At 72.3% G+C, this 23,079-nt stretch carries 26 protein-coding genes; 14 read left to right on the top strand and 12 right to left on the bottom strand.

Annotated elements, in window-relative coordinates:
• Positions 1 to 159 precede the first annotated feature (159 nt).
• From AB0G74_RS04365 to AB0G74_RS04335, 7 genes are all read right to left on the bottom strand, one after another.
• Positions 160 to 1,434, bottom strand: a complete 1,275-nt coding sequence (locus AB0G74_RS04365; RefSeq protein ID WP_361140566.1) for a cytochrome P450 — start codon at positions 1,432 to 1,434, stop codon at positions 160 to 162.
• Between the two features lie 495 nt (positions 1,435 to 1,929).
• Complete coding sequence (locus tag AB0G74_RS04360) at positions 1,930 to 2,910, bottom strand: nucleoside triphosphate pyrophosphohydrolase (RefSeq protein ID WP_361140563.1); 981 nt, start codon at positions 2,908 to 2,910, stop codon at positions 1,930 to 1,932.
• 456 nt (positions 2,911 to 3,366) lie between these two features.
• On the bottom strand, positions 3,367 to 4,014 hold the full coding sequence (locus tag AB0G74_RS04355) for a SurA N-terminal domain-containing protein (RefSeq protein WP_361140560.1): 648 nt from the start codon (positions 4,012 to 4,014) through the stop codon (positions 3,367 to 3,369).
• A 166-nt stretch (positions 4,015 to 4,180) separates the two neighbouring features.
• The gene (locus tag AB0G74_RS04350; RefSeq protein ID WP_361140846.1) at positions 4,181 to 4,639 is read right to left on the bottom strand and encodes a GtrA family protein; all 459 of its coding nucleotides are present in this window, start codon (positions 4,637 to 4,639) and stop codon (positions 4,181 to 4,183) included.
• Positions 4,640 to 4,809: 170 nt separating this feature from the next.
• The gene (locus AB0G74_RS04345; RefSeq protein WP_361140557.1) at positions 4,810 to 6,321 is read right to left on the bottom strand and encodes a serine/threonine-protein kinase; all 1,512 of its coding nucleotides are present in this window, start codon (positions 6,319 to 6,321) and stop codon (positions 4,810 to 4,812) included.
• Positions 6,318 to 7,118, bottom strand: a complete 801-nt coding sequence (locus tag AB0G74_RS04340) for a hypothetical protein (protein WP_361140554.1) — start codon at positions 7,116 to 7,118, stop codon at positions 6,318 to 6,320. Before AB0G74_RS04340 ends, AB0G74_RS04345 begins: the two co-directional genes overlap by 4 nt.
• 241 nt (positions 7,119 to 7,359) lie before the next feature.
• Positions 7,360 to 9,516 (bottom strand): N-6 DNA methylase, encoded by a 2,157-nt coding sequence (locus AB0G74_RS04335; RefSeq protein ID WP_361140552.1) that lies wholly within the window; start codon positions 9,514 to 9,516, stop codon positions 7,360 to 7,362.
• A 301-nt stretch (positions 9,517 to 9,817) separates the two neighbouring features.
• On the opposite strand from AB0G74_RS04335, the gene AB0G74_RS04330 reads away from it, so the two are divergent.
• Both AB0G74_RS04330 and AB0G74_RS04325 read left to right on the top strand, forming a co-directional pair.
• A complete protein-coding gene (locus AB0G74_RS04330) occupies positions 9,818 to 10,996 on the top strand; it encodes a DUF4352 domain-containing protein (RefSeq protein ID WP_361140549.1) in 1,179 nt (392 codons plus the stop codon).
• 87 nt (positions 10,997 to 11,083) lie between these two features.
• Positions 11,084 to 11,914, top strand: coding sequence for a hypothetical protein (locus AB0G74_RS04325; protein WP_361140546.1), 831 nt, complete (start codon positions 11,084 to 11,086; stop codon positions 11,912 to 11,914).
• A gap of 119 nt (positions 11,915 to 12,033) precedes the next feature.
• Here the strand turns inward: AB0G74_RS04325 and AB0G74_RS04320 are convergent, their stop codons facing one another.
• On the bottom strand, positions 12,034 to 12,738 hold the full coding sequence (locus AB0G74_RS04320; RefSeq protein ID WP_361140844.1) for an HNH endonuclease family protein: 705 nt from the start codon (positions 12,736 to 12,738) through the stop codon (positions 12,034 to 12,036).
• Between the two features lie 203 nt (positions 12,739 to 12,941).
• On the opposite strand from AB0G74_RS04320, the gene AB0G74_RS04315 reads away from it, so the two are divergent.
• The 8 genes from AB0G74_RS04315 (at position 12,942) to AB0G74_RS04280 (ending at position 19,434) form a co-directional block, all read left to right on the top strand.
• On the top strand, positions 12,942 to 13,361 hold the full coding sequence (locus tag AB0G74_RS04315) for a DUF4259 domain-containing protein (protein ID WP_361140544.1): 420 nt from the start codon (positions 12,942 to 12,944) through the stop codon (positions 13,359 to 13,361).
• A gap of 123 nt (positions 13,362 to 13,484) precedes the next feature.
• On the top strand, positions 13,485 to 14,684 hold the full coding sequence (gene tgmC, locus AB0G74_RS04310; protein WP_361140542.1) for an ATP-grasp peptide maturase system methyltransferase: 1,200 nt from the start codon (positions 13,485 to 13,487) through the stop codon (positions 14,682 to 14,684).
• A gap of 201 nt (positions 14,685 to 14,885) precedes the next feature.
• Entirely contained in the window at positions 14,886 to 15,260 is a 375-nt protein-coding gene (locus tag AB0G74_RS04305; protein ID WP_361140539.1) for a PadR family transcriptional regulator, read from the top strand.
• On the top strand, positions 15,257 to 15,865 hold the full coding sequence (locus AB0G74_RS04300) for a hypothetical protein (RefSeq protein ID WP_361140536.1): 609 nt from the start codon (positions 15,257 to 15,259) through the stop codon (positions 15,863 to 15,865). Before AB0G74_RS04305 ends, AB0G74_RS04300 begins: the two co-directional genes overlap by 4 nt.
• 112 nt (positions 15,866 to 15,977) lie before the next feature.
• On the top strand, positions 15,978 to 16,673 hold the full coding sequence (locus AB0G74_RS04295; RefSeq protein ID WP_361140533.1) for a HEAT repeat domain-containing protein: 696 nt from the start codon (positions 15,978 to 15,980) through the stop codon (positions 16,671 to 16,673).
• A gap of 5 nt (positions 16,674 to 16,678) precedes the next feature.
• Positions 16,679 to 17,692 carry a HEAT repeat domain-containing protein gene (locus AB0G74_RS04290; RefSeq protein WP_361140843.1) on the top strand — a complete coding sequence of 338 codons (1,014 nt, stop codon included), beginning with the start codon at positions 16,679 to 16,681 and terminating at the stop codon, positions 17,690 to 17,692.
• Between the two features lie 46 nt (positions 17,693 to 17,738).
• Positions 17,739 to 18,185: a GNAT family N-acetyltransferase gene (locus AB0G74_RS04285; RefSeq protein WP_361140530.1), complete on the top strand. Its 447-nt coding sequence runs from the start codon at positions 17,739 to 17,741 to the stop codon at positions 18,183 to 18,185.
• A gap of 163 nt (positions 18,186 to 18,348) precedes the next feature.
• Positions 18,349 to 19,434 (top strand): NAD(P)-dependent alcohol dehydrogenase, encoded by a 1,086-nt coding sequence (locus AB0G74_RS04280; protein ID WP_361140528.1) that lies wholly within the window; start codon positions 18,349 to 18,351, stop codon positions 19,432 to 19,434.
• On the opposite strand, the gene AB0G74_RS04275 is transcribed toward AB0G74_RS04280, so the two are convergent.
• The 4 genes from AB0G74_RS04275 to AB0G74_RS04260 all read right to left on the bottom strand — a co-directional run bounded on the left by AB0G74_RS04275 (position 19,392) and on the right by AB0G74_RS04260 (position 20,291).
• A complete protein-coding gene (locus tag AB0G74_RS04275) occupies positions 19,392 to 19,592 on the bottom strand; it encodes a hypothetical protein (RefSeq protein ID WP_361140525.1) in 201 nt (66 codons plus the stop codon). The two genes, AB0G74_RS04280 and AB0G74_RS04275, sit on opposite strands and share 43 nt — an antisense overlap.
• Before the next feature lie 72 nt (positions 19,593 to 19,664).
• Positions 19,665 to 19,853, bottom strand: coding sequence for a hypothetical protein (locus AB0G74_RS04270; protein ID WP_361140522.1), 189 nt, complete (start codon positions 19,851 to 19,853; stop codon positions 19,665 to 19,667).
• Positions 19,850 to 20,095 (bottom strand): hypothetical protein, encoded by a 246-nt coding sequence (locus AB0G74_RS04265; RefSeq protein ID WP_361140519.1) that lies wholly within the window; start codon positions 20,093 to 20,095, stop codon positions 19,850 to 19,852. The genes AB0G74_RS04270 and AB0G74_RS04265 overlap by 4 nt, the downstream gene beginning before the upstream one ends.
• A complete protein-coding gene (locus AB0G74_RS04260) occupies positions 20,085 to 20,291 on the bottom strand; it encodes a hypothetical protein (RefSeq protein WP_361140516.1) in 207 nt (68 codons plus the stop codon). The genes AB0G74_RS04265 and AB0G74_RS04260 overlap by 11 nt, the downstream gene beginning before the upstream one ends.
• Positions 20,292 to 20,349: 58 nt before the next feature.
• Between AB0G74_RS04260 and AB0G74_RS04255 the strand changes: the two genes are divergently transcribed.
• The 4 genes from AB0G74_RS04255 to AB0G74_RS04240 all read left to right on the top strand — a co-directional run bounded on the left by AB0G74_RS04255 (position 20,350) and on the right by AB0G74_RS04240 (position 23,057).
• Positions 20,350 to 21,222: a helix-turn-helix transcriptional regulator gene (locus AB0G74_RS04255; RefSeq protein ID WP_361140513.1), complete on the top strand. Its 873-nt coding sequence runs from the start codon at positions 20,350 to 20,352 to the stop codon at positions 21,220 to 21,222.
• Positions 21,219 to 21,422 carry a DUF397 domain-containing protein gene (locus AB0G74_RS04250; RefSeq protein ID WP_361140510.1) on the top strand — a complete coding sequence of 68 codons (204 nt, stop codon included), beginning with the start codon at positions 21,219 to 21,221 and terminating at the stop codon, positions 21,420 to 21,422. The genes AB0G74_RS04255 and AB0G74_RS04250 overlap by 4 nt, the downstream gene beginning before the upstream one ends.
• A 53-nt stretch (positions 21,423 to 21,475) precedes the next feature.
• A complete protein-coding gene (locus AB0G74_RS04245) occupies positions 21,476 to 21,679 on the top strand; it encodes a DUF397 domain-containing protein (protein ID WP_361140507.1) in 204 nt (67 codons plus the stop codon).
• A gap of 82 nt (positions 21,680 to 21,761) precedes the next feature.
• The gene (locus AB0G74_RS04240; protein ID WP_361140504.1) at positions 21,762 to 23,057 is read left to right on the top strand and encodes a hypothetical protein; all 1,296 of its coding nucleotides are present in this window, start codon (positions 21,762 to 21,764) and stop codon (positions 23,055 to 23,057) included.
• The last annotated feature ends 22 nt before the right edge of the window (positions 23,058 to 23,079 follow it).

Here is a 23,079-nt window from a genome sequence, read left to right as displayed (position 1 = left end):
CCCGCTGCGACGACCAGGGCCGGGGCCTGTCGAGGACGGCGATGTCGACCATTCCCGGAGAGCATGCGCTGAGCCTTTCCGCTGAGGGCTGGAACGGGGGTGAACGTAGCCGCACTCGAACGTCTGTCACAAGTCGATGCAGCGGAGATCACGCGAACATCACATTCTTGATGGTCCGTCAGTAACAACCGGATCGAACTCCACCGGAAGGGTGCGCAGTCCACGCATGATCAGGCCGCCGCGCCACCGCAAATCGCCATGATCCACCGCCAGTCGCAGGTCGGGAAGGCGCGTCAGAAGCGTCGCGATCGCGGTCCTGCCCTCCAGCCGGGCGAGCGGCGCGCCGAGACAGTAATGGATGCCGTGCCCGTATCCGAGGTGCTGATTGTCACGCCGCGCCAGATCCAGAACATCCGGCCCGTCGAACCGCTCCGGGTCCCGGTCCGCCGCCGCCAGCACCACCAGAACCGGGTCGCCCTCGGCCACCCGTACGCCCCCGATCGTCAGCTCCTCGGTGGCGTACCGCCAGGTCGCCATCTCCACCGGGCCGTCGTACCGCAGCAGCTCCTCGATCCCCGTCTCCAGCAGCGCCGTCTCACCCGCCGCCAGCGACTCCTGGAGCCGGGCCCGCTGCTCCGGATGGCACATCAGGGCGTAAAGGCCGTTGCCCACCAGATTGATGGTCGTCTCGAACCCCGCGAAGAGAAGTACGAAACACATCGCGACGACCTCGTTCTCGGTGAGGTGCTCACCGTGGTCGCTGGCCCGGATCAGCCCCGAGATCAGATCGTCCGCGTCCTCCGCGCCCAGATTCTCCCGCTTGCGGTGGATCAGCTCCGCCAGATAGCCCCGGATCCGCTTCACCGCCCGCGCCACCCCGCCGCGCGGCCCGCCGCCGTGACGGATCATCATCCCCGCCCAGTCCCGCAGATCGTCCTGATCCTCGGCGGGCACCCCCAGCAGATCGCAGATCGCGTAAATAGGGAGCGGAAAGGCGAACTCATGGATCAGATCGGCGCTCCCCCGCTCCGCGAACCCGTCGATCAGCCGGTCGGTCAGCTCCCGCACCCGGGGCTCGAAGGCCGCGACCCGGCGCGGCGTGAACGCCTTCGCCACCAGCCGGCGCAGCCGGGTGTGGTCCGGCGGATCGATATTCAGCAGATGCGTCATCAGACCGGCGCTCCGCTCACCCGGGATCCCGGTCTTCCCCCGGGCGTGGGCGGGCTCGTCGTGATGCGCCGGATTCTTCGACAGCCGCGGATCGGCGAGCGCGAGCCGGGCATCCGCGTACCGGGTCACGAGCCAGGCCTCGACCCCGCTCGGGAGCGTCGTCCGCCGGACGGGCGCGTGCTCCCGGAGCCAGGCGTAGGCGGGGTACGGATCGGTGGCGAACTCCCAGCTGAACAGCTCGGGCGGGTCGGAAGGCGTGCGCATACCGGGACGGTATCCCCCACGGGGTCGCCTCCCGCTCGGGGCTCTGGGGTTTGCCGCGGGAGCGGCGGCCTGATGCTGTCGGGCGACCGCGGCCCGCCTGTGGCTTGTCGCGCAGTTCCGCCCCCTACGCCTTCGGCAATGGGGGGACCCCCAGCGCCTCGGCTCTCCTCAGCACCGCCGAAACTCCCGGGCCGCGCCCGGCAGCCTGATGCAGTTCGCGGCCTGCGGACCGTGACTGGTTTGTCGCGCAGTTCCCCGCGCCCCTAAATGCTCTCCAGCTCCCCGCTCCCGAAAAGGGAGGCACCCGTCTCGCTGCGAGGACGGTGAGAGAGGCAACCCAGGGGCGCGGGGAACTGCGCGACAAGCCACGACGGTGGGGCGGACCGTCGACAACATCAGGACGCCGGGCGCGGCCCGGGTAGTAGGCGGCAACCCGGAGAGTCAAGGCTCTGGGGGCAGAGCTGCGCGGCACCCCCGGGCAAGGCTCCCGGGGCGTCAGGCGCTCGGGGTGGGGGGCTCCGAGGCGCGGATCGTGTCGTAGTAGGCGCGCGCCGCGGACCGGAGGGCCGCCTCCGGGTCGATCCCCTCCGCGTCCGCCGCGACCGCGAGCGCCAGCAGTTCGTACCCCACACCCCGGCCCGTCGGCAGTGCCACGTCGAGCCCGCCGCTGCGGACCCGGGACGCCAGCTTGGCCGCGAGCGCGAGACCCGGCTGTCCGAGCGGTACGCCGTCGGTCACCGAGCCGCGCCGCTTCTCCTCCGCCTTGGTCCGGAGCCAGATCTTCCGGACGTCCTCCGGGGTCTCCGCCCGCTCGTCCCCGAAGACGTGCGGATGCCGGTGGATCAGCTTCTCCACGATGGTCGCGGCGACGTCGTCGACGGAGAACGGCTCCTCGGGGTCCTCCTCGGCGATCCGGGCGTGGAAGACGACCTGGAGGAGTACGTCGCCCAGTTCCTCCCGCAGTTCCTCGCGGTCGCCCCGCTCGATCGCCTCGACCAGTTCGTACGCCTCCTCGATGGCGTACTTGGCGAGGTCCTTGTGCGTCGGCACCGACGACCAGGGGCACTCCTCGCGGATCCGGTCCATGATCTGGACGAGATCGAGCATCCGGGCGCCGGGGAGGTCGTACGAGCCGGGCAGCAGCTCCAGGTCCGGTACGGAGGTCCGGCCGGACCCGGCGAGCCGGGCGAGCCCGTCGGTCAGCGCCCGGTCGCCCTCGCCGCCGACGAGCACGGCGACGGTCACGCCCTTCGCGCCTTCGGCGCCCTCGGCGCAGGCGGCCACGAGGGCGTGCGCGTCGGGCACGGCGATCTCCACCTCGATCCCGGCCTCGCGCAGATACGGCAGCTGAGGGTGCGCGGGGTCCCCGCACCACACCCGGTCGGCACCCCGGAGCACACTCCAGGCCCCCCAGGAGAGCAGCCCGGGGGCGACGCGGTGGCTGGTGGTGACGAGCACGATACGACTGTTGTCCACCACGGGAACGCTACCCGCTGTGGGCTGTCGCCGACGTATCGCCCGACGCGCCTCGGCCCTCGGGTGAGGCCCACAACCCGGGTCCGGCCCGGCGTCCTGATGTTGTCGGCGGCCTGCGGAGCGCCTGTGGCTTGTCTCACAGTTCCCCGAGCCCCTAAATGCTCTCCCTGGCAGCGGCCCTGAAAAGTGGGGACCCGCCTCTCGACGAGGGCGGTCAGCAGGGCAACCAGGGGCGCGGGGAACTGCGCGACCAGCCACGACGGTGGCGCGGACCGCGAACAGCATCAGGCCCCCGGGCGAGACCCGGGTTGTGGACCTCACCCGGAGGGCCAAGGCGCTGGGGGTCCCCCCATTGCCGAAGGCATAGGGGGCGGAACTGCGCGAACAGCCACGGACCGGCCGCGGTCGCCCGACGACATCAGGCCGCTGCTCCCGCGGCGCACCCCGGGGGGACTCCTACGCGCCGGTCTCCTCAGCGGAAGGCGACTTCGTGAGTTGGGAGATCCACGGCGCCCGGTACTCGCCCAGTTCCAGTTTCTGGTTGTCCCAGGTGCCGTATCGCGGGTTGACGTCGATGTCGAGGGACTTCGCCGCCGCGGTGAAGGTCTGGTTGAGGCGCTGCTGGCCGTCGGGGGTGTTGGCCGCGCCGATGGACTCGGCGAGCTTGCCGATGAGGATCTCGCGTTCGACGACGGAGTCGAGGCCGTCGGGGGCGACGCCCCGCTGCTGGAGGAAGGTCGCGGCGAGGGCCTGTTCGCCGCCGGCCTGTTCGACGTAGGCGGCGCGGCGCTCCTGGAGTTCCTTGCGGGTGACGGTGACGCCCGCGTCGTCCGCGGCCTTCTCGACCACCTTGTCGACGATCATGTCGAAGAGCTTGGCCCGGCCGAGCTGGCCGGTCTCCTTGATCATCTGCTCGCCCTGCGGCGCCTTCGCCTGGGCGTCGCGGACGTCGGCGACCTCGGCCTGGAGGGTGGACACCTCGATCCGTTCACCGCCGACGACGGCGGCGGCGCCGGGGTGGGCGTCGTTGCCGCACGCGGCGAGCAGCGGTACGGCGGCGATGGCGGCGGAGACGAGGATCGCGGTGCGACGGCGGCGGTGCAAGGGAGCCTCCTGACGAGGTTTGTGCGACGAGTCACAAAGTCCTGCGGGGACTGATGGTAGGCAGTCGACGGGGCGGGGGCCACCACTTCACCGCGACTGTTTTGGACCAACGAGGCGCCTGGTGCCGTAGATACGTATGAGACGTACGGGAACGGCGGCCGTCGCCTCAGCGGCGCACCGGCTCCCGGGCCGCCGCGTCCCGCCCCCGGCCCTCGCCCCGGCCCGGGCCCTTCGTGCCGCCGTCCCGCTCCCCCGGCTCGGGCCTGAGCATGATCGTCCGGGAGACCACGAACGTCACCGGGATCGCCGCGCCCGCCGAGATCAGCGGCGCGTACCGGTCGTCCACTCCGGCCACCCCGACCAGCAGATAGACCCCGGCCGTGGTGATCACGAAGTTGGCGGCGTTGGTCAGCGGGAAGAGCAGGAACTTCCGCCAGGTGGGCCGGGTGCGGTAGGTGAAGTAGGAGGTGAGGAAGAAGGAGCCGATCATGCTGAGGACGAAGGCCAGCACATGCGCGGCGACGTACGGCAGCCGGTTCAGCAGCAGCAGATAGAGGGCGTAGTAGGTGCCGGTGTTGACCCCGCCCACGAGGACGAATCGGATGAGCTGGCCGCGGATGCTCATGGTCTCGCCGGTCCTCGGGTCCTCGGTCGCTCGGTCGTACACCGCTCGGTCGTACGGCGCCTCTTCGGGGCCCGCCACCCGCCGCCCGCGGCCCGAAAGGCGCCGTTCCGTCCGGAAGCGTACGGCATGGCGGGCCGCCGCCCCGGCGTAACCCGGCGCCGTTCCCCTCGTCAGGGGTGGAACCTGCGCTGCCGTTCGAGTGCGCGCCGCAGGTCGGCGGGGAGCTGGTGGTACGGCCCGTAGGCGCGCTCCGCGTCGTAGAGCAGGGCCTGGAGCTGGTGCCGGGCGCCGGTGTGGTCGCCGACCGCCAGCATCAGGTTCCCGATCCGGTGGCGGACGTCGAAGGCGCGGCCGGTGTCCCCGGCGCGTTCGTAGTACGGCAGTACGGCGCGGTATCCGGCGATCGCGGCGGCGGCCTCGCCGAGCTGTTCGAGGCAGTACGCGGCGTCGTGCCGGAACTGGAGCGTCCCGGGGTCGGCGGGTCCGGCCTCGGCCGCCCGGTCGTCGGCGAGTCTGCGCAGCTCGGGCAGGGCGCGGCGGTACTGGCCGTCGTCCATGAGGGTGGCGGCGTACTGCTTGCGGAGGATCCGGACGACGGGTGAGTGCTCGCCGTGTTCGGCGGCGGCGGCCGGGAGGATGCCGCCGAGTATGTCCACGGCCTGGGTGATGCCGCCCTCGGCGAGGAGTCGTTTCACCTCGTCGACGGCGGCGGCCACATCGGGCTCGGGCGGGGTGGGGACGACGGCGGCCGGGGGTGGCGGCGCGACCGCCCCGTGCCGGTCCGGCCAGGGGGCGTGCGGGCGCAGGAAGGGGCGCGTGGGGTCGAGGGGTCCGCCGGGGTTGCCGTGCCGGGGCAGCAGCGGGGCCAGGGTCTCGTAGACCTCCTGCGCCCCGCTCGGCCGGTGCTGCGGGTCCTTGGCGAGCAGCCGCAGGACGAGCGCCTCCAGCGGTTCGGGGACGTCGGGGCGGATCCGGCGGACGGGGACCGGGGCCTCGTAAAGATGGCGGTGGAGTACGCCGAGGGCGGTGGAGCCCGCGAAGGGGACGTTGCCGCTGAGGAGTTCATGGGTCAGCACACCGAGCGCGTAGAGATCGGTGTACGGGCCGACCGCGCCGCCCATGGCCTGTTCGGGCGCCATATAGGCGGGGCTTCCGATGGGCGATCCGGTATGGGTGAGGCGGGTGGTGTCGGTGTCGATGACGGAGGCGACACCGAGGTCGAGGACGGTGACCGTTCCGTCCGGTTTGACCATCACGTTCCGGGGCTTGAGGTCGCGGTGGACGATCGGTACGGCGTGTACGGCGGCGAGTACGGCGCAGAGCTGGGCGGCGACGGAGACCGTCCACTGCCAGGGGTAGGGCTCGTGTTCGGCGAAGTGGTCGGCGAGGTCGGCGCCCTCGACGTACTGCATCACCAGATAGAGGTCGTCGCCGTCGCCGCCCGCGTCGTGGACGGTGACGAGCCCGGGGTGGGTGACCCGGGCGGTGACCCGGCACTCGCGGACGAAGCGGCGGCGCATCTCCTCGGCGTCGCCGCCGTGGGTCATGTGGTCGGGGCGAAGGAGCTTGACCGCGACCCGGCGGTCGAGCCGCCCGTCGTAGGCGGTCCAGACCTGGCCCATGCCGCCCTGGCCGATGAGGGTCGAGAGTTCGTACCGGTCCGCGATGACGCGTCCGTTCACCGGCCCTGCTCCCCGTGGTCCCGGTCTTCGCGGCGGTCGCGGCGGAGGTAGTCGCTCAGCTCGTCCAGTTCGGCGCGTACCTGGTCGATCCGGGGCGCGGGCGCGCCGGGCCGGGCCGGCGAGGGGGGCTGGGGCGGCGGTGACTGCGCATGCTGCGGGTGCTGCGGCTGAACCGGGCCGGGAGCCGGAGCGGGAGGAGGCGTCGGCGCGGGCGGCGGGGTCGGTACGGGCGCGGCCCGGTGCGCGTTCCCGGCGGGATATCCGTAGCCGGGGGGTGTCGTGCGCGGGGGCGGATACCCGTACCCGGGCGCGGTGGGTCCGGACGGCCCGGCCGGTCCGGACGGCGCGCCCGGCGGCGGGCCGAAGCCCCCCATCGGGGGCGTCACGGGCCCGGCGGTCGGACCGGCCGGGGCGAGGAAGGACCCGGCCCGCTCCTGGTCCAGCCGCAGCCGGTCCAGTCGGCGCAGATCGAAGACGAGGAAGTGCACGGCGACCGCGACCGCCATCCCGAAGAGCCCGAGGAAGACGACCGCGTCGACGTTGTTGCCCTCCTTCGCGTCCGCGTCGGAGCCCCAGACGGCGATGGCGAAGATCAGGAACGCGGTGACGACGACGGTGGCCGCGAAGAGCAGCCAGTCCGCGGCCCGCTTCCGCAGGACGGCGATCCGGAGCATGGTGGCCCAGGCGAGCATCCCGCAGGAGAGCAGCGCGAGCGCCAGGAACAGCGCGCGCAGCGCGACGACCCCCGCGCTCGACGGCGGACCTTCGCGCGGTGGGGCATAGCCGGGGCCGTGCATCGCTGCTCCTGGTGACGAGGGCCTTGGACAGGAGACGAGGGTATACACCGACGGGCCGCGCGTCCTCGGGGATCCGGCGACCGGCGGGGCGGTGCCGCGCGCGGTGCGGCGGGCCGTACGGCCGCCTGCCCGGTTCCGGCCGGTACGTACCCCCGTTCCCTGCGGTACGGACCCCCGTTCCCGTCGGTACGTGCCCTGGTTCAGGCCGGTGGGGCTCCTCGGGCCGGGCCGGGGCCGGGGGTCACCGGGGTTCCCGTCCCGGTTCCACGGTGCCGTCGGTGAGGCCGTCGTAGAGGCCCTGTACGAGCTGTTCGCCGAGGCGTCCGGCCAGCCGCAGCGCGTCCTCGAAGGCGGCGAGGGCGCGGAAGCGCTCCCCGTACCGGCGCTGGTCTTCGAGCGGGACGCGGGGCAGTTGCAGCCGCCGGACGTCGAGCCTGCTGGCGGTGGAGGCGTAGCTGCTGGCCTGCCGGGTGTTGGCGGTGCCGCGCAGGAATCCGGCGAGGAACCAGGGGTCGAGCGCCTCGGGCAGGGGGCGCAGCAGCTGGAGGTTGCGGCCGAGTACGGCGCCCTCGGTGGCGTCGTCCACGACCCGGACTACGGAGCCGCCGCCGAGTACGGGGACGATCACGTCCCCGGTCAGGACGCGGACGGGTTCGTCGTCGGGGGTGTCGGGGAGCACTCCGGTCGGCCGGGTGCCGTGCAGGACGTCGTGGTCGGTGAGTACGGCGCCCCGGGTGGCGCCGGAGCCGGGGCCGGGGGCGGCGGAGGTGGCTCCGGCCCGGATGGTGAGGGCGCCCGCGCGGGCGAGTTCGCCGACGGTGGTGGAGGGCCAGGGCGCGGGTCTTCCGTCGGCGGCCGGGGCGGGGGTGAGTTCGCCGGTGAGGCGGAGGGTGTCGGTGAGCCGGGTCCTGATCCGTGCCAGGTCTTCGGCGTCGCCGCCGGTGGCGGCGGGCGGTACGTGCCGGGCGGGGGCCAGGTCGACGTCGTCGTCGAGGAGTTCGATGACGGGGACGGCGCGGCTGGTGCCGGGCCGGTCGACGGACGTACGGCTCCCCGCGCCGGAGCCGCCCGGGCCGGGGGCTTCGGCCGTACCGGCCGTGCCTTCGAAGGATCGCCAGACGTCGAGGACGGTGGTGTGGACGGTCTGCCAGTCGATCCGGTCGCGGCCGCCGCCGGAACCGGGGCCGCCGCCCAGGTCGGCGGTGTCCACCAGCAGCAGTTCGGAGGCGGGCGGGCGGCCCTGTTCGGGTCGGCGCAGCACCCAGAGGTGGAGGGGGATGCCGTACGGGGGCGCGGCCCCGGCGGGCAGGGCGACGACGGCCCGCAGGGCGCCCCGGCGCAGCAGTCCGGCCCTGATCCGGCGGCCGGAGCGGCGGGACGCGGCGGCGGGCGGCATCAGGAGGACGGCGGTGCCGCCGGGGCGCAGCCTGGCGAGGGCGTGCTGGACCCAGGCCAGTTCGGACTCGGTACGGGCCGGGAAGCCGTACTCCCACCGGGGGTCGTAGGCGAGTTCGTCGTGGCCCCAGTTGCGTTCGTTGAACGGCGGGTGGCAGAGCACGGCGTCGGCCCGGACGTCGGGGTAGGCGTCGGCGCGCAGGGCGTCGCCGGTACGGGCGGAGACGGAGACGGCCGGGTCGTGGCGGAGGGCGAGCCGGAGGGCGGTGAGGACGGTGAGTCCGGGGTCGGAGTCCTGGGCGCGCAGGGCGGCGGGGTGTTCGACGGCGGTCAGCAGTCCGCCGGTCCCGGCGGCCGGGTCGAGGACGGTGGCGTTCCGGGCGGTCTCCGGGGGCAGGGCGACGGCGGCCATCAGGGCGGCCGGGCCCGGCGGGGTGGCCGTGTGGTGGCGGACATTGGTGTCGAGATAGCGGCCGAGCAGGAACTCGTAGGCGTCGCGGGGGCCCAGTTCGGCGGCGAGTTCGCCGACGGAGCGCAGGAAGGGCAGGGCGTCGGGGCCGAGGGCCCGGCCGGCGCGCAGGGCCGGGAGGAAGGGTTCGAGCCGGTCGTCGGCGAAGCGCCGGCCCAGGACCTGTTCGACGGCGGTCGGCAGGAGTTCGGCCGCCCGTTCGTCGTCCCGGAAGGCCAGTTCCCGCCAGGTCACGGGGCTGTCGTGGACGACGAGGAGGACCAGTCCGGCGCCGACGAGGGTGTCGGCGGCGGTCGCGGGCCGGTCGGCGATCCGCTGCCAGACGCGTTCCCGGAGCGGGACCTCGGCCAGCTTGCCCTGGGCGCGCAGCCATCGCTCGACGTCGGCGAGGGCGAAGGAGGGGCTGGTCTCGGTGCCGCCGACCGGTTTGGGGAAGTCGGCGTGGCGGCGGCGCCAGTTGCTGACGGCGGCCCGTCCCACACCCGCGAGCCGGGCGATCCCGGCGGCGGTGACTTCGCTCGCGCTCTCCGGCACCTGGCGCCTCCGTGATCCGTCGCCGACTGTCCTCGGACTTCTCTTGTGTGTCGCCGATCATAGCCGCCCCGACCCGAGAGCCCACTTCACAGCCTTGCATGACCTGTACACAAGATTCCGTGTTGACTCGGTTCACAGGCTCTGCTCTTATTGACCCGCCACCACACGGACCGGCCAGACCGGTCCGGTAACGGCGTGAACCGTCCTGCCCGCTGTCCGGCTTCGGTCCGGGGGCGGCGGTTCACACCACGGCCGCTCGCCGTGGTCCTTCTGCCACCGTCCTGTCCGGGAGGGCACGACCATGTCCCACTCCATGCAGCAGCCGCCGTACGGCGGAGGTACGGGCGACACACCCCACGGCCGGTCTCCGGACGGGCCGGGGGGATACGAGTACGGAACCCCCGCGCAGGGGAGCCCCGCCCAGGGGAACCCCGCGCACTCCGGTCCCGACTGGGAACCGGGCGTCACGCGGCCGGCCGGCGGGTACGGGGGTCCCGCCGACCACGGCCACGGAAACGACTACGGAAGCGGCTACGGCAACGACAACGGCTTCGGTACGGGTCACGGGGGCGGCGGCGCGGGAGGCGGCTTCGGCGCCGAGGGGCCCGGCGGCGCGGGAGGCCCGGCCGGGCCGGGCGGCGGCGGGCGCGGCCCGCTCCGTAACGGTCTCGGTACGGCCGCCCTGGTCCTCGGTCTGATCGGCGCGGCCGTCGCCTGGATCCCCTTCGTCTTCTTCGTGGGCGGGGCCCTCGGCCTGACCGCCTTGATCATGGGGCTCAAGGGCCGCGGCCGGGCCCGCCGGGGCGAGGCGTCCAACGGCCGGGCCGCCGCCGCGGGGGCGGCGATCGGCGCGGGCGCGATGGTCCTGGCAACCGTCGGCACCTATCTGACCGTCCAGATCACCAGTGACGCCGTCGACGAGGTGACGAAGGACATCGCCTCTTCGGGCGCCCCGAGCACGGACCAGGGCGACGGGGGCGAGGGCGACGGCTCCGGCCTCGGCGGCGACAAGAAGAGCAAGGACAAGAAGGGGAAGAAGGGCAAGGGGAAGGGCCTCGGCGGGGGCGGCGACACGGGCGGCCAGGAGGGCCCGCTCGCGGCGGGCGGCAGCGCCACGTATCCCGACGGGATCAAGGTCACCGTCACCAAGGCCCCCCAGAGCTTCCGGCCCGGTGATTACGCGGCGGGCCACGAGGCGGGCAATAAGGCATATAAGGTGACGGTGGTTATCGAGAACATGGGGGACAAGCGCTTTGACTCCACCCTCACGACGACGGAGGCCCGGGCCGGGACCGAAGGCGTGACGGCGGAGCAGATCTTCGACGACACCGTCGACACCGGCTTTGAAGGAACGATCCTTCCCGGCCGGAAGGCCACCACCGTCTACGGCTTCTCGACCCCGGCCACCGCCAAGGAACTCACCCTGGAGATCAGCCCCGGAATGAGCCACGACCCGGCCCAGTGGGAACTGGCCCTCTGACGTCCCTACCGGACCCGCCCGCTCCCGCTACCCCCCTCCGCCGGTCATCACCACCAGCACCACCAGCACCACGACTCGGAGAACAAGATGTCTCGTACCACCCGTCCCCGCCGTAACGCCGTAGCGGCGGCCGCCCTGGTGTCGGTCCTCGCCCTCACGGCGACCGCCTGCGGCGACGAAGGCAAGGACGACACCGGCAAGGGCAAGGAAGACAAGGGCTCGACGGTCACCACACCGGAGAAGCCGAAGGACCCCTTCGCGGGCAAGACCGACACCCAGATCATGGAGTCGGCGATAGCCGCCACCAAGGCCGCCAAGTCGCTGACGATCAAGGGCGAGGGCCCGATGGACGCGGAGCCGGGCCAGCCCACACAGCGCACCAACATCAACCTCTCGATCCACAACGACGGCCGGTGCGCGGGCACCTTGGGCGTCAAGGGCCAGGGCGAGGTCGAGATCGCCCTCGTCGGCTCCACCACCTACATGCGCCCTGACGACACCTTCCTGCAGACCCAGTTCAAGGACCCCGGCATGTCCGCGGGTGAGCAGGAGCAGGTCGTCAAGATGATGAAGGGCAAGTGGCTGACCGACAGCAAGGACAAGGACTTCGCCGGGTTCGCCGAGATCTGCGACCTCAAGAAGTTCATGGACGACGGCACGGGCAGCGCGGACAACGTCAAGCCCACCGACGCCCGCCGGGCCGGTGAGACCACGGTGAACGGCCAGAAGGCGCTCAAGTTCACCGGCAAGAACGGCACCGAGGCGTATGTCGCCGCCGAGGGCGAGCCGTTCCTCCTCAAGCTGGTCGGCAAGGACGAGGGCGAGCCGTTCACCCTCGACCTGACCGAGTTCAACAAGGCGCCGCTGCCGAAGATCCCGACCCCGGCCGAGGTCCTGGACATGGGCCAGATGAGCTGATCGCCCGGCATCACGATGTGATGCGAGGGGGAGGGACCGCACCGGCGGCCCTCCCCCTCGCGCCGTTTCCGGGCCCGTACGTCACCCGGCACCGGTCCGGACAGCCGGTCGGGCCCGGCTCAGCCGCCGCACTGCCGGAGCATCGCAGTCTTGTCGGGTCCGGTCACCGCCAGGTCGTACTCCGTCGCCACCTGGGCGAAGCGGACGGCGTAGGCGCAGCGGACGGGCTTGTTCGGCGGCAGCCAAGAGGCGGGGCCCGAGTCGCGTTTGGCCTGGTTCGCGGAGCCGTCGACGGGGAGCAGGTTGAGGGTGTCATTGGCGAATCGTTCCCGCTTGTCGGCGGGCCAGCGGGCGGCGCCCATCCGCCAGGCGTAGGCGAGCGGCACGACATGGTCGATCTGGATCTCGGCGGCGCGCTGCTTCCGCCACTCCACGGTCTTGCCGGTGTACGGGTCGGCGAGGGTCATGGCGACCACGACGCAGTCGGAGCCGTCGCGGAACTGGACGCTCCGCCCGTGCAGTCTCAGCAGGTCGTTCCGGGTGTCGCAGCCGTTGCGGGCCAGCGGCACCCCGTCGGCCGTGTCGGTCCAGGCCCGGCCGAACCGGTCGCGCTCGTAACCGGTGCCGGGGCCGCGCCCCTTGGTGGTCAGCGCCCCGATGATCTGCCGGGCCCTTGACCGGTCCGCTTCGGCGACGGCGGCGAGCCCCGGCTTCGTACCGCCGGGATTGGCCAGCGGGCTGACCGCGCCCGCCGCGCCGGGCGCGGGACCGGAGGTCTCCGGGGGCGCGTCGCTCTCGCAGCCGGTGAGGCCGGTGAGCAGCAGGGCCGTACCGGTCAGGGCGATCACATACGATATGGGGGCCTTGTGACTGTTCTTCACGTACGCAGACTACTGACGGGAACGGCCGGAGTACGCCCCTGGCGGGGGCGTTGTCGGTGGGCCGTGTCACGATCTCCGGAGAGCAGACATCAGGGTGTGCGGGGCGGGCGCGGTGAGCGCCCGGCGCCTGCGGGAGGGACAGCACGATGGGCGCCTGGGACATTGGACCTTTCGACAACGACACGGCGGCGGACTTCTCCGGCCATCTGGACGACGCGGAGCCGGAGGCCCGTGAGGCGTTGATCCGCCGTACGCTCGCGGAGGCGGCGGACACCCCCGGCGACGCCTACCTCGACAGCTATGAGGGATATCGCGCGGTGGCCGCCGCCGCGCTGGTGGCGGCGCAGTGCCCGGACGGCGAGACGGTCAATCCGAACTACGGCCCGAAGAAGCCGGTACCGGTACTCGCCCCGGATCTCCGCCCCCTGGCGATCGCCGCCCTCGACCGCATCACGGCCCCCGATTCGGAGGCGGCCGACCTGTGGGAGGGCGAGGACGCGGTGGAGTGGCGGAAGCTGGCCGCCGGGATACGCGGCGTGCTCGCGGCGAACGTCGTCGCGCCGTAGCGGACGGCGGGACCGCCGCCCCTCGCCGTCCTCGGTGACCCGGCCGCGCTTCTGGCCGGGGAGCCGTCCGGCCGGGCTGCCCCTGGTCGGGTCCATGGCCGATCTCCTGGAGCGTTCCCCCCGATGACCGAGACCACCGGATCCACCGAGCCGACCGAGCCGACCGACGACGGACACGGCGACGGATACGACGACTGCGGCGACGGATCCGGCGACAGACGGGTGGAGCTGGCCGCCGCCCTCACGGCCGGTGGTGATCTGCGCTCCCCGGAGTGGCGGGACGCCGTACTGGCCACCCCCCGGCACGAGTTTCTGCGCGGCGGGTTCTTCCGGCGTGTGGACGACGGGACGCGGACCGGCTGGGAGCCCGTACGCCCCGGGGACGCGGACTGGCTTCCGGCCTGCTACCGGGACGAGTCCCTGGTGACACAGATCGCCGGGACGATCGTGCCGGGCGATCTCGACGGCCGGATCCACCGGCTGCCGACGAGTTCGAGCACGCTCCCCGGTCTGGTGGTCCGGATGCTGGAGGAGCTGGCGGTCGGGAACGGTTCGCGGGTGCTGGAGATCGGTACCGGCTCCGGCTATTCCACTGCGCTGCTCTGCCACCGCCTGGGCGCGGCCCTGGTGACCTCGGTCGAGGTCGACCCGGAGGTGTCCGGCCGCGCCCGGGTCGCCCTCGGCGCGGTCGGCCACCATCCCGAACTGGTCGTCGGCGACGGCCTGGCGGGCCATGCCCCGAACGCGCCGTACGACCGGCTGATCGCGACCTGCGGGGTGCTGGACGTGCCCGCCGCCTGGCTCGCGCAGGTCAGGCCCGGCGGGCGGATCGTGGTGACCGTCGGCGGCTGGCTGCACTCCTCCGAGCTGGCGTGCCTGACGGTGCGCGAGGACGGTACGGCGGCCGGGCGGCTCCTCGGCGGCCAGGTCTCCTTCATGCTGGCCCGCCCGCAGACGCCGCCGCCGCTGGGGATACTGCCGGATCTCGGGGCGGGCACCGAGCGGGAGAGCACGGTGGGGTGGGAGGCGCTGGACGACTGGACGGCCCGGTTCGTCGCCCAGCTCGCGGCCCCGAGGGCGCAGCGCTTCGGGCTGGCGCTCCCGGAGGGCGAGCTGAAGGTGCTGCTGGACGTGGAGGCCGGGTCCTGGGCGGCGCTCCGCCGGGACGGTGGCCGCTGGATCGTCCGGGAGGGCGGCCCGGATCCGCTGTGGCGCCGGGTCGAGGACCGGATCACGTCCTGGCGCCGGGCGGGCTCGCCCGGCCTCGACCGTTTTCTGATCACGGTGGGCCCCGGGGGCCGGACGATCACCTGGGACGCCTGAGCGACGACGACGGCGGTACGAGTACGGGGGCGTTACGGCTCCGGAGCCGTAACGCCCCCGTACGCCCCACGCACATACGGGCCCCGGCATCCCACCAGCGTCTGCACCCGCGCGCCCGTACGAACCCCGCGAAACCGCCCCTCGTCGGCCGGCGGATGGCCGATTTCCCATCCACTTGCCCGACCAGGTATCTTGCATCGCATGGAACCAGGTGATTCGACCAAGCAGGCCCGGGCAGCCGCCCAACTGCGCAAGGGCGTCCTGGAGTACTGCGTACTCGCCCTGATGCGGGACCGCCCCCGCTACGGCGTGGAGCTGCTGCACGCCCTGGAGGAGTCCGGCGCGCTGGCCACCAGCCAGGGCACGGTCTATCCGCTGCTGTCCCGGCTCCGCCGGGACGACCTCGTCACCACCACCTGGCAGGAGTCCGCCGCCGGACCTCCCCGCCGCTATTACGCCCTCACGGACAGCGGCCGGGCCGCGCTCGACGAGTTCACCCGGGTCTGGCCCGGTTTCCGCGACGCCGTCGACTCCTTCCTGACCGCCCCCCACGTCACCACCGGAGACCTCGTATGAAGACCTCAGCCGACCCCGTGCACGACTACCTCGCCGCCGTCGAGCGGGAGGGCTCCGCGCTCCCCGCCGACCGCCGTCAGGAACTGGTCGCCGACCTCGCCGAGCACATCGAGATCACCCGGGCCGAGCGCCCCGGCACCCCGGTCGGCGAGATCCTGGCGGAGCTGGGCGACCCCCGGACGATCGCGGCGACGGCCCTGGCCGAGGCGGGCGGCACGGCCACGGCCGGACCCGGGAGCGGCACCCCGTCCTGGAGCACCCCGGAGACCCCGGCCCGGCGCGGCAAGGTGCATCCGCTGGTTCCGCTGATCATGCTGACCTTCTCGCTGCCCTTCATCATGATCTTCCCCGACCCGGCCGGATCCCTGTTCGGCGTGCTGTTCCGGGTACTCGGCGCGGTCCTGCTCTGCACCTCGGTGCACTGGACCGCCGTCCAGAAGACCAGCGGTGTCCTGCTGGCCGCCGTCCTCCCGACCGCCGTGATCACCAGCTGGAATCTCGCGGACGTCCCGATGAGCGACGCCGCCGCCATCATCGCCAACCTGGTGACGTTCGCCCTGCTGGCCGGTGTGGCCACCTGGCTGTGGCGGGTCCGCCGCGCCTGACCGGCGGCGCCCCGGCGCCCCGCCGCCCCGCCGCGACCGGTCCGCCGCGCCCCGACCGCCCCGCGACCGGTCCGCTTGACCTTGGCACTGTGACAGGGTCTTTCCTGGCGGTATGCCGAACGAGGACATCACGCACCAGGACCTCAGCACCGACCACGACCTCTCCACGACCCCGGCGTTCCGGGCCCTGGAGAGCCCCGACACCTCGATCCGTCTGCGGGCGGCGCTCGCCATCGGGACGAGCCCGGACCCCGGATACGTCGAGCGGCTCGTCGCCCGGTGCGCGGTCGAGCCGGAGTTCTCCGTACGGGAGAATCTGACCTGGGCCCTGACCCGCCACTCCGCCGCGCGGACGGTCCCCCTCCTCGTCGCCGAACTGGACTCGGATCTCGCACAGGCCCGCAGTCAGGCCCTGCACACCCTCTCCAAGATCGGCGACCGGTCGGCCTGGCCCGCGATCACCCGGGCGCTGCTGACCGACGCCGACGACGAGGTCGCCATGTGCGCCTGGCGGGCGGCGGTCGTCCTCGTACCCGAGGATGGGCGGCAGGAGCTGGCGGAAGTGCTGGCGACCCAGTTCGGCCGGGGCGAGCTGCGGACGCGGCGCGGACTCAGCCGGGCCGTGATCGCGCTCGGCGAGGCCGCCGTACCGTCCCTGCGGGCGGCGACGGCCGCCGCCGATCCGGGCGTACGGGAACACGCGCTGGCCACCGAGCGGCTGGCGCGCGACCCGGACGCCGATTTCGGGTACGCGGTGGAGGAGGCGAAGCGCGTCGTGGCCCTCGGCCCGGGCGCCCGGGAGGAATGACGGACATGCTGATCGGCGAGGTGGCACGGCGGTCGGGGGTGAGTGCCCGGATGCTCCGGCACTACGACCGGATCGGCCTGGTACGTCCCACGGGCCGCAGCGGCACCGGCTACCGGAAGTACTCCCCCGACGACGTCCGGCGGCTCTTCCACGTCGAGTGTCTGCGGTCCCTCGGGCTGTCCCTGCGCGATGTCGGACGCGTCCTGGACGACCCCGGCTTCCGCTCGCCCGATCTCGTCGACGACCTCGTCCGGGAGACCCGGGACCGGATCGTCCGCGAAACAGAACTCCTCACCCGGCTCCGCCTGATCAGCGCCGCCGGGCCCGCCGAATGGGACGACGTCTTCCAGGTCGTCGCCCTGCTCCAGGACCTGGGCTCGGAGAGCCCCCGGCGCCGCCAGCGCGCGGCACTGGCGTCCGGCACCGGCGACGGGGAGCCCGTACCGGTGGAGGCGCTGGCCGAAGCCGCCCTCGCCGAGTCGGACCCCAATGTCGCGGGGGCGATCCGCTGGGCCCTGGCGCAGTCCGGCGACGCCGGTACGGCCCTGCTGGCGGCCGGTCTGGACGCCGCCGACCCCGGGGTCCGGGAACGCGCGGTCCGGACCATCGCCGAGATCCCGGGCGACACGGCCGACGCCGAACTGCGGACGGCCCTCGCCCACGACGATCCGGCGGTACGCGGCTACGCGGCGCTGGCGCTCGGCGAACGGGGCTCGGCCGACGCGGTCCCGGTCCTCGTCGACATGGTGGTGACCGGCAGGAACGACGCGGACGCGGCCGACGCGCTCGCGGGCCTCTCCGGCGACCCGGCGTCGGCGGCCCGGATCGCGACGGCCCTCACCGACCGCCTCCCCCTCCCGACCACGGACCTTCCGGCCCGCCGCCGCCTCGCCCAGGCCCTCACCGACGTCCCGGGCCCGGTCTCCACCCGCGCCCTGGTCGCCCTGTCGTCCGACGAGGACCGCGCGGTGGCGGTGACGGCGACGTACGCGCTCGGTATGCGCGGCACCGAGGGCTGACCCGGCGCCCGGCCCCGGCCGGGCGCGCCGTGCGACGATGCGGCATATGGAGATCCGTCTGGCACCGGCCCGAGTCGCCGACTTCCATCAGGTCCTGGCCGACCACCCGCGCTACTGGGGCGATCGTGACCTCCGCCCGATGCATCTGATCACGCTGGTCCAGGAGTTCGGCCCGACGTGCCTGGTCGCGCGGGCCGGGGACGGGATCCGGGGCTATGTCTTCGGTTTCGTCACCCCGGACGGCACCGGCTACGTCCATCTCATCGCGACGAGGGACGACTCCCGGGGCACGGGTCTGGGACGCCGGTTGTACGCGGCCTTCGCCGAGGCGGCGGCGGGCCAGGGGGCGCGCCGCCTGAAGGCGATCACGGCGGTGGAGAACACCCGCTCCATCGCCTTCCATCGCGGTCTCGGCTTCGCGGCGGAGTTCGTCGACGACTACGACGGGAACGGCCGGACGATGGCCGTCTTCCACCGGGATCTTCCTCTGTAGGAGCCGGGACGCCAGGGGCCGAGCACCAGCAGCCGGACCCCAGGATTCGGCCACCGTGTCCGACGGCGGCCGGGGGCGCGCCGGTGGCCGTCAGGCGGCTGGGCCTCGGCGGGTTACCGGCACTAGCCTGAAACAGACCGCACAGTCTGTTTTAGGGGTGAGCATGCGAGTTACCACCGGATGGCGGGCCGTCGGCCCGACGGAGCTGCGGCGCGTACCGCTGAACCGCCGCGACCTGCGCCCGGACGACATCGCGCTCCGGATCGACTATTGCGGCGTCTGCCACAGCGACCTGCACGCCTTAGCCGCCCACGACCCGGACAAGGAACCGCTCCTGGTGCCCGGTCATGAATTCACCGGCGTGGTGACGGAGATCGGACCGGAGGTGACCGGCTTCTCCGTCGGCGACCCCGTCGCGGTGGGCAGCATCGTCGATTCCTGCGGCGTCTGCGCCATGTGCGAAGCCGGTCAGGAGAACTTCTGCCGCTTCTTCCCCACCCTGACCTACGGTGGCGCCGACCGGCACGACAAGGCGACCACCCTCGGCGGCTTCTCCCGCGAGTACGTCGTCAGGGACGCCTTCGCCCACCCCCTCCCCGCCGGCCTCGACCCGGCCGCGGCCGCCCCGCTGATGTGCGCCGGGGTCACCGTCTGGGAACCCCTGCGCCAACTCGGCGTGGGCCCCGGCAGCCGAGTCGCCGTCGTGGGCCTCGGCGGTCTCGGCCATCTCGCGGTCAAGCTGGCCGTGGCGCTCGGCGCCACCACGACCGTCATCAGCCGCACCCGGGCCAAGCACGACGACGCCCGCAAACTCGGCGCGCACGACTTCATCGCCGCCACCGACACCCGGCGGACGGCGGCGGCGCACAACGCATTCGACGTCGTACTCGACACGGTCTCGGTACCGCACGACCCCGCCCCTTATCTGAGGCTGGTGGCCCTGGACGGCACCCTCAGCATCCTCGGATATCTGGGCCCGGTGAGCGTCGACGTCACGGATCTCCTCATCGGCCGCAAGAAGCTCAGCTCGGCGGGGAGCGGAGGCCGCCCGGCGACGGCCGAGATGCTCCGGTTCTGCGCCGAGCACGGCATCGCCGCCGATATCGAGGTACTCCCGTCGTCCCGGGTGAACACGGCACTCGACCGCCTCCACCGCAACGACGTCCGCTACCGCTTCGTACTCGACCTGTCCGACCTGGACCGGCCTCAGGCCATGACGTCTTCGTCGGGGGTGGGTCCGGCGGTGTGACGGAGTACGCAGCGGGGGCAGGCGTGCAGCACGGCGGGCGGGCCGCTGGTGCGGTCTATGACGCCGACTTCGACGGGTGCGCAGGTTCGTTGCCCGCATTGGACGCAGGTGGCGTCGACGGGCTCGGGCGCCTGGGATAGCAGGGCGTCGCGGGTCATGGCGGGTGTCTCCATGGTTCCCCCGGCGGAGGGTCGGCGGGTCCGCCGGGGGAGTCCTTCGTGCGGGGTGATTCAGTCCTCGGCCGGCCGGGGCCGGTGGTGTTCGACGTCCCGGTGCCGTTGCAGCAGTACGCGGCAGTCGACGGCCAGCGACTGATCACCGGCAGCCTTCGCCGCCCGCTCGCCCTCGATCAACTCACGGCAGTGCGTGCACCCGGAGGTGGTGCTGGTGCTGGTGTTGGTGGTGGGCTGGTCGGTCATCCCAGATCCCCCTTTCCCGACCGCTTGTTCGCCTCGGCGACGGCATCGGCGAGAAGTTCGGCGGTGGTCACGGGCCGCAAGTCGGTGACGGGCACGTCCCACTCGATCCCACCCCCGAGGGGGCGGAGCCAGTACCGGCCACGCGTACGGTCCATCACCCGCCCCACCTTGTTCCGCGCCGTGTCCCGCGCGTTCCCACCGATCTCCGGCCGCCAGTCGGGGGCATGCTCGTCAGTACGCACAGGTCCGCCTCCTCCGCAGCCGCGCCGTCTCGTTCTGCACCAGCCGCCGCAGGGCGGCCAGGGCCCTGATGAGGGTGTCCCGGTCCCGGACGTACCCGGCACGCGGCACCCAGTCCGGCGCGAGCCCCCAGTAACCACCGGCGACGAGAAGGGAGTTGAGTTGCGACTGAAGGGCCGAGCCACGAACAGCGGGCATGACCACTCCTTTCTGTAGCGTTCCCACTACGCGGAGCATCAGAGTCGCCTAGGGTTGGATGCCCATCAACGTGGCATGGGCGGAGAGAACGTTGGTAAACCGCAAGGAGTTGAACCCCGACGGCAGCCCGGAAGAGGCGTTCGGAGCGCGTTTACGCAGCACACGCGAGGCGCGCGGCTGGACGCAGGACGAGCTGGCCGACCGGATGGGCTACACGGGGCGGCACGTGTCAGGGGTCGAAACTGGTCGTAAGCCCCCGACCCGTCGGTTCGCGATGAGTGCGGATGCCGCATTAGGGCTCGAAGGTACGAGCGATACATTCGAACGTGCGTGGGGAGAAATCCGCCACGGGGCCTTACTGGAAGGATTCCCGGAATATCTGGGCCATGAGTCCCGGGCCGTCGAGATCAGACTGTTCCAGCTCGGAGTCATGCCCGGACTGCTCCAGACCCCCGACTACGCCCGCGCCATCGCGAACGGCGATGTCCGCCGGGGCACCATCGAGCCGGAGAAAGCCGAAGAACGGGTGGCCGTACTGGCGGACCGGCAGGCGGCACTCGTCCGCACCCGACCCCCCACCATGCTCGTGGTGATGGACGAAAGCTGTCTCCGCCATAGCATCGGCGGCCCCAAGGTCATGCAGGCGCAGTTGGACCGTCTGCTCGACTTCGCCGAGCAGCCGAACACCGTCCTCCAGATAGCTCCCTACGCCCTGGGCGAGCGTCGCCCATTCGTCCTGCCGGTCAATCTGCTCACCATGGCCGATCGGACGATGATGGCCTACGCGGAGTCCCAGCTGCAGGGCCACTTCGAGCGTCAACCCACGGTGGTACTGCCCCTGTTGGCGGCATACCATCAGCTCCAAGCCGAAGCCCTCCCTCAAGCGGCTTCGATCGACATGATCCATCAGGTACGAAGGGGCTCCCCGTGACCGAACCGCAGTTCTTCAAGTCCTCGTACAGCGCTAATGGCGGCGACTGCGTCGAGGTCGCCGTCAACCTGGCCGACACACACGACACGGTCCCGGTCCGCGACTCCAAGAACCCGACGGGCCCGTCGCTCACCGTCCCCGCGCAGGCGTTTTCGGCCTTCCTCACGGGCATCAAGGCGGACGACTTCAAGGCCGTCTGACCCCGCCGTACGCTGAGCCGGGTAGCTCCACGACCGCTGCGAAAGGGGTCACAGTGACCGCACCCGAGTTCTTCACGTCCTCGTACAGCAGCAACGGCGGCAACTGCGTCCAAGTCGCCGCCAACCTGGCCGACACGTACGGCATCGTGCCCGTCCGGGACTCCAAACTCCCGGACGGGCCCACCCTCACCATCCCCGCACCCGCCTTCACCGCCTTCGTCCTCGGCATCAAGGGCGACGACCTGCCGACCGCCTGACCGCGTTCGGGATACAACCATTCAGCCGACCCGGCAGTCGGAAGGGTGACTCAAAAGCACTCCTCCAGGAACCGGGGAACTCGTGACACGCACACCTCCACCCGCGCACAGACGCGCCCGTACGGCCCTCGTACTGGCGACGGCCCTGCTCGCCGGTATCGCACCCGTGGCGCTGGGAGGGTCGGCGGCCGTCGCCGCGCCGCCCCTGACCGCCGGACCGGCGGCACCGGCGGCACCGGCCGGGACGGTCGTACAGCAGGGCGGCCCGCTGATAGTGCCCTCCGGGACGGAGGGACCGGTGACGACGCGGGTCACCGTCACGCAGGAAACGGCGACGACGGGGCAGCTCAAGGCGCGACTGATCGTGCCGTGGTTCGAGTGGAACCTGCCCGGTGAGAGCCGGTTCGACCTGCACGTCACCCCGTCCTGCGCGGTCAACGGGGGCGCCTTCCAGAGCTGCTCGTGGGACACGGTGGGCGGTGCGCGGCTCCCCGCAACGGCTGCCGCGAAAACGGTCACGTACGACATCCGTATCGACGCCGGCTTCTACGCGTCCCATCTGGACGAGTTCCCGGTCACGCTCGAAGTCACCGCCGAGGACGGAACCGTCGTCGCGAGTGGACCGGTGACCTTCCAGTTCCACCCCGGAACCCCGGAACCGGAGATACGCACCACGATCCTCGCCCGGGACAAGTCCGGGGACCTGTGGCAGTACGAGAACACGGGGCGGGGGGACAAGCCGCTCAGCGCGCGCAAGCGTGTCGGCTGGGGCTGGGACGTCTACACCTCCATCACCAGCCTGAACTACCGGACCGCGACCGGCCGGGGCGACGTCGTGGCCCGCGACAAGCAGGGAGTGCTCTGGATCCACCGGGGCTCCGGTGACCCCAAGTCCCCGTTCAAGCCGCGCGAGCGGGTCGGCGGTGGCTGGAACCAGTACGACGCGATCTTCGCCGTGGCGGGCAACCTCGACGCCCGGGACAAGGATGGAAACCTCTGGCGCTACTACACCCATCGCTCCGACCCGGAGACCGGCGCCACCCCCGCCAAGCCGTTCTCCGACCGGCGCAAGGTCGGCTTCAGCTGGCACATCTACAACCTGATCGCGGGCGACCACAGCGGCTACAGCACCGTGGCCCGGGACAAGTCCGGGGTCCTCTGGTCGTACAACTACGACACATACGGCTACAACCCGCGCGTACGTAAGGGCGGCGGCTGGAACGCCTACGACTCCATACTCTGGGCGCGGGACTTCCACGGCGCCGACAGGAGCAATCTCGTCGCCCGGGACAAGCAGGGCCGGCTCTGGATCAAGCACCCCGGCGGCGGATCCCAGCAGCTCGGCTGGGGCTGGGACATCTACAACGCCATCTTCTGACCCGCCCGCTCCCGGCCCCGGC

The sequence above is a fragment of the Streptomyces sp. NPDC020875 genome (genome assembly GCF_040641415.1).
In the GTDB taxonomy this organism is placed as follows: Bacteria; Actinomycetota; Actinomycetes; order Streptomycetales; family Streptomycetaceae; genus Streptomyces.
The sequence above is the reverse complement of the archived record's forward strand: the minus strand, read 5'-3'. Positions and strand labels throughout refer to the sequence as shown.

What these genes read in the sequence shown, in the direction of transcription:
- AB0G74_RS04340 (WP_361140554.1), bottom strand. Translation starts at nt 7,118, where the DNA reads ATGCACGGCCCCGGCTATGCCCCACCGCGCGAAGGTCCGCCGTCGAGC.
- AB0G74_RS04305 (WP_361140539.1), top strand. Translation starts at nt 14,886, where the DNA reads ATGGAACCAGGTGATTCGACCAAGCAGGCCCGGGCAGCCGCCCAACTG.
- AB0G74_RS04255 (WP_361140513.1), top strand. Translation starts at nt 20,350, where the DNA reads ATGCCCATCAACGTGGCATGGGCGGAGAGAACGTTGGTAAACCGCAAG.
- AB0G74_RS04325 (WP_361140546.1), top strand. Translation starts at nt 11,084, where the DNA reads ATGTCTCGTACCACCCGTCCCCGCCGTAACGCCGTAGCGGCGGCCGCC.
- AB0G74_RS04315 (WP_361140544.1), top strand. Translation starts at nt 12,942, where the DNA reads ATGGGCGCCTGGGACATTGGACCTTTCGACAACGACACGGCGGCGGAC.
- AB0G74_RS04290 (WP_361140843.1), top strand. Translation starts at nt 16,679, where the DNA reads ATGCTGATCGGCGAGGTGGCACGGCGGTCGGGGGTGAGTGCCCGGATG.
- tgmC (WP_361140542.1), top strand. Translation starts at nt 13,485, where the DNA reads ATGACCGAGACCACCGGATCCACCGAGCCGACCGAGCCGACCGACGAC.
- AB0G74_RS04295 (WP_361140533.1), top strand. Translation starts at nt 15,978, where the DNA reads ATGCCGAACGAGGACATCACGCACCAGGACCTCAGCACCGACCACGAC.
- AB0G74_RS04275 (WP_361140525.1), bottom strand. Translation starts at nt 19,592, where the DNA reads ATGACCCGCGACGCCCTGCTATCCCAGGCGCCCGAGCCCGTCGACGCC.
- AB0G74_RS04300 (WP_361140536.1), top strand. Translation starts at nt 15,257, where the DNA reads ATGAAGACCTCAGCCGACCCCGTGCACGACTACCTCGCCGCCGTCGAG.
- AB0G74_RS04260 (WP_361140516.1), bottom strand. Translation starts at nt 20,291, where the DNA reads ATGCCCGCTGTTCGTGGCTCGGCCCTTCAGTCGCAACTCAACTCCCTT.
- AB0G74_RS04330 (WP_361140549.1), top strand. Translation starts at nt 9,818, where the DNA reads ATGTCCCACTCCATGCAGCAGCCGCCGTACGGCGGAGGTACGGGCGAC.
- AB0G74_RS04350 (WP_361140846.1), bottom strand. Translation starts at nt 4,639, where the DNA reads ATGAGCATCCGCGGCCAGCTCATCCGATTCGTCCTCGTGGGCGGGGTC.
- AB0G74_RS04280 (WP_361140528.1), top strand. Translation starts at nt 18,349, where the DNA reads ATGCGAGTTACCACCGGATGGCGGGCCGTCGGCCCGACGGAGCTGCGG.
- AB0G74_RS04270 (WP_361140522.1), bottom strand. Translation starts at nt 19,853, where the DNA reads ATGACCGACCAGCCCACCACCAACACCAGCACCAGCACCACCTCCGGG.
- AB0G74_RS04285 (WP_361140530.1), top strand. Translation starts at nt 17,739, where the DNA reads ATGGAGATCCGTCTGGCACCGGCCCGAGTCGCCGACTTCCATCAGGTC.
- AB0G74_RS04365 (WP_361140566.1), bottom strand. Translation starts at nt 1,434, where the DNA reads ATGCGCACGCCTTCCGACCCGCCCGAGCTGTTCAGCTGGGAGTTCGCC.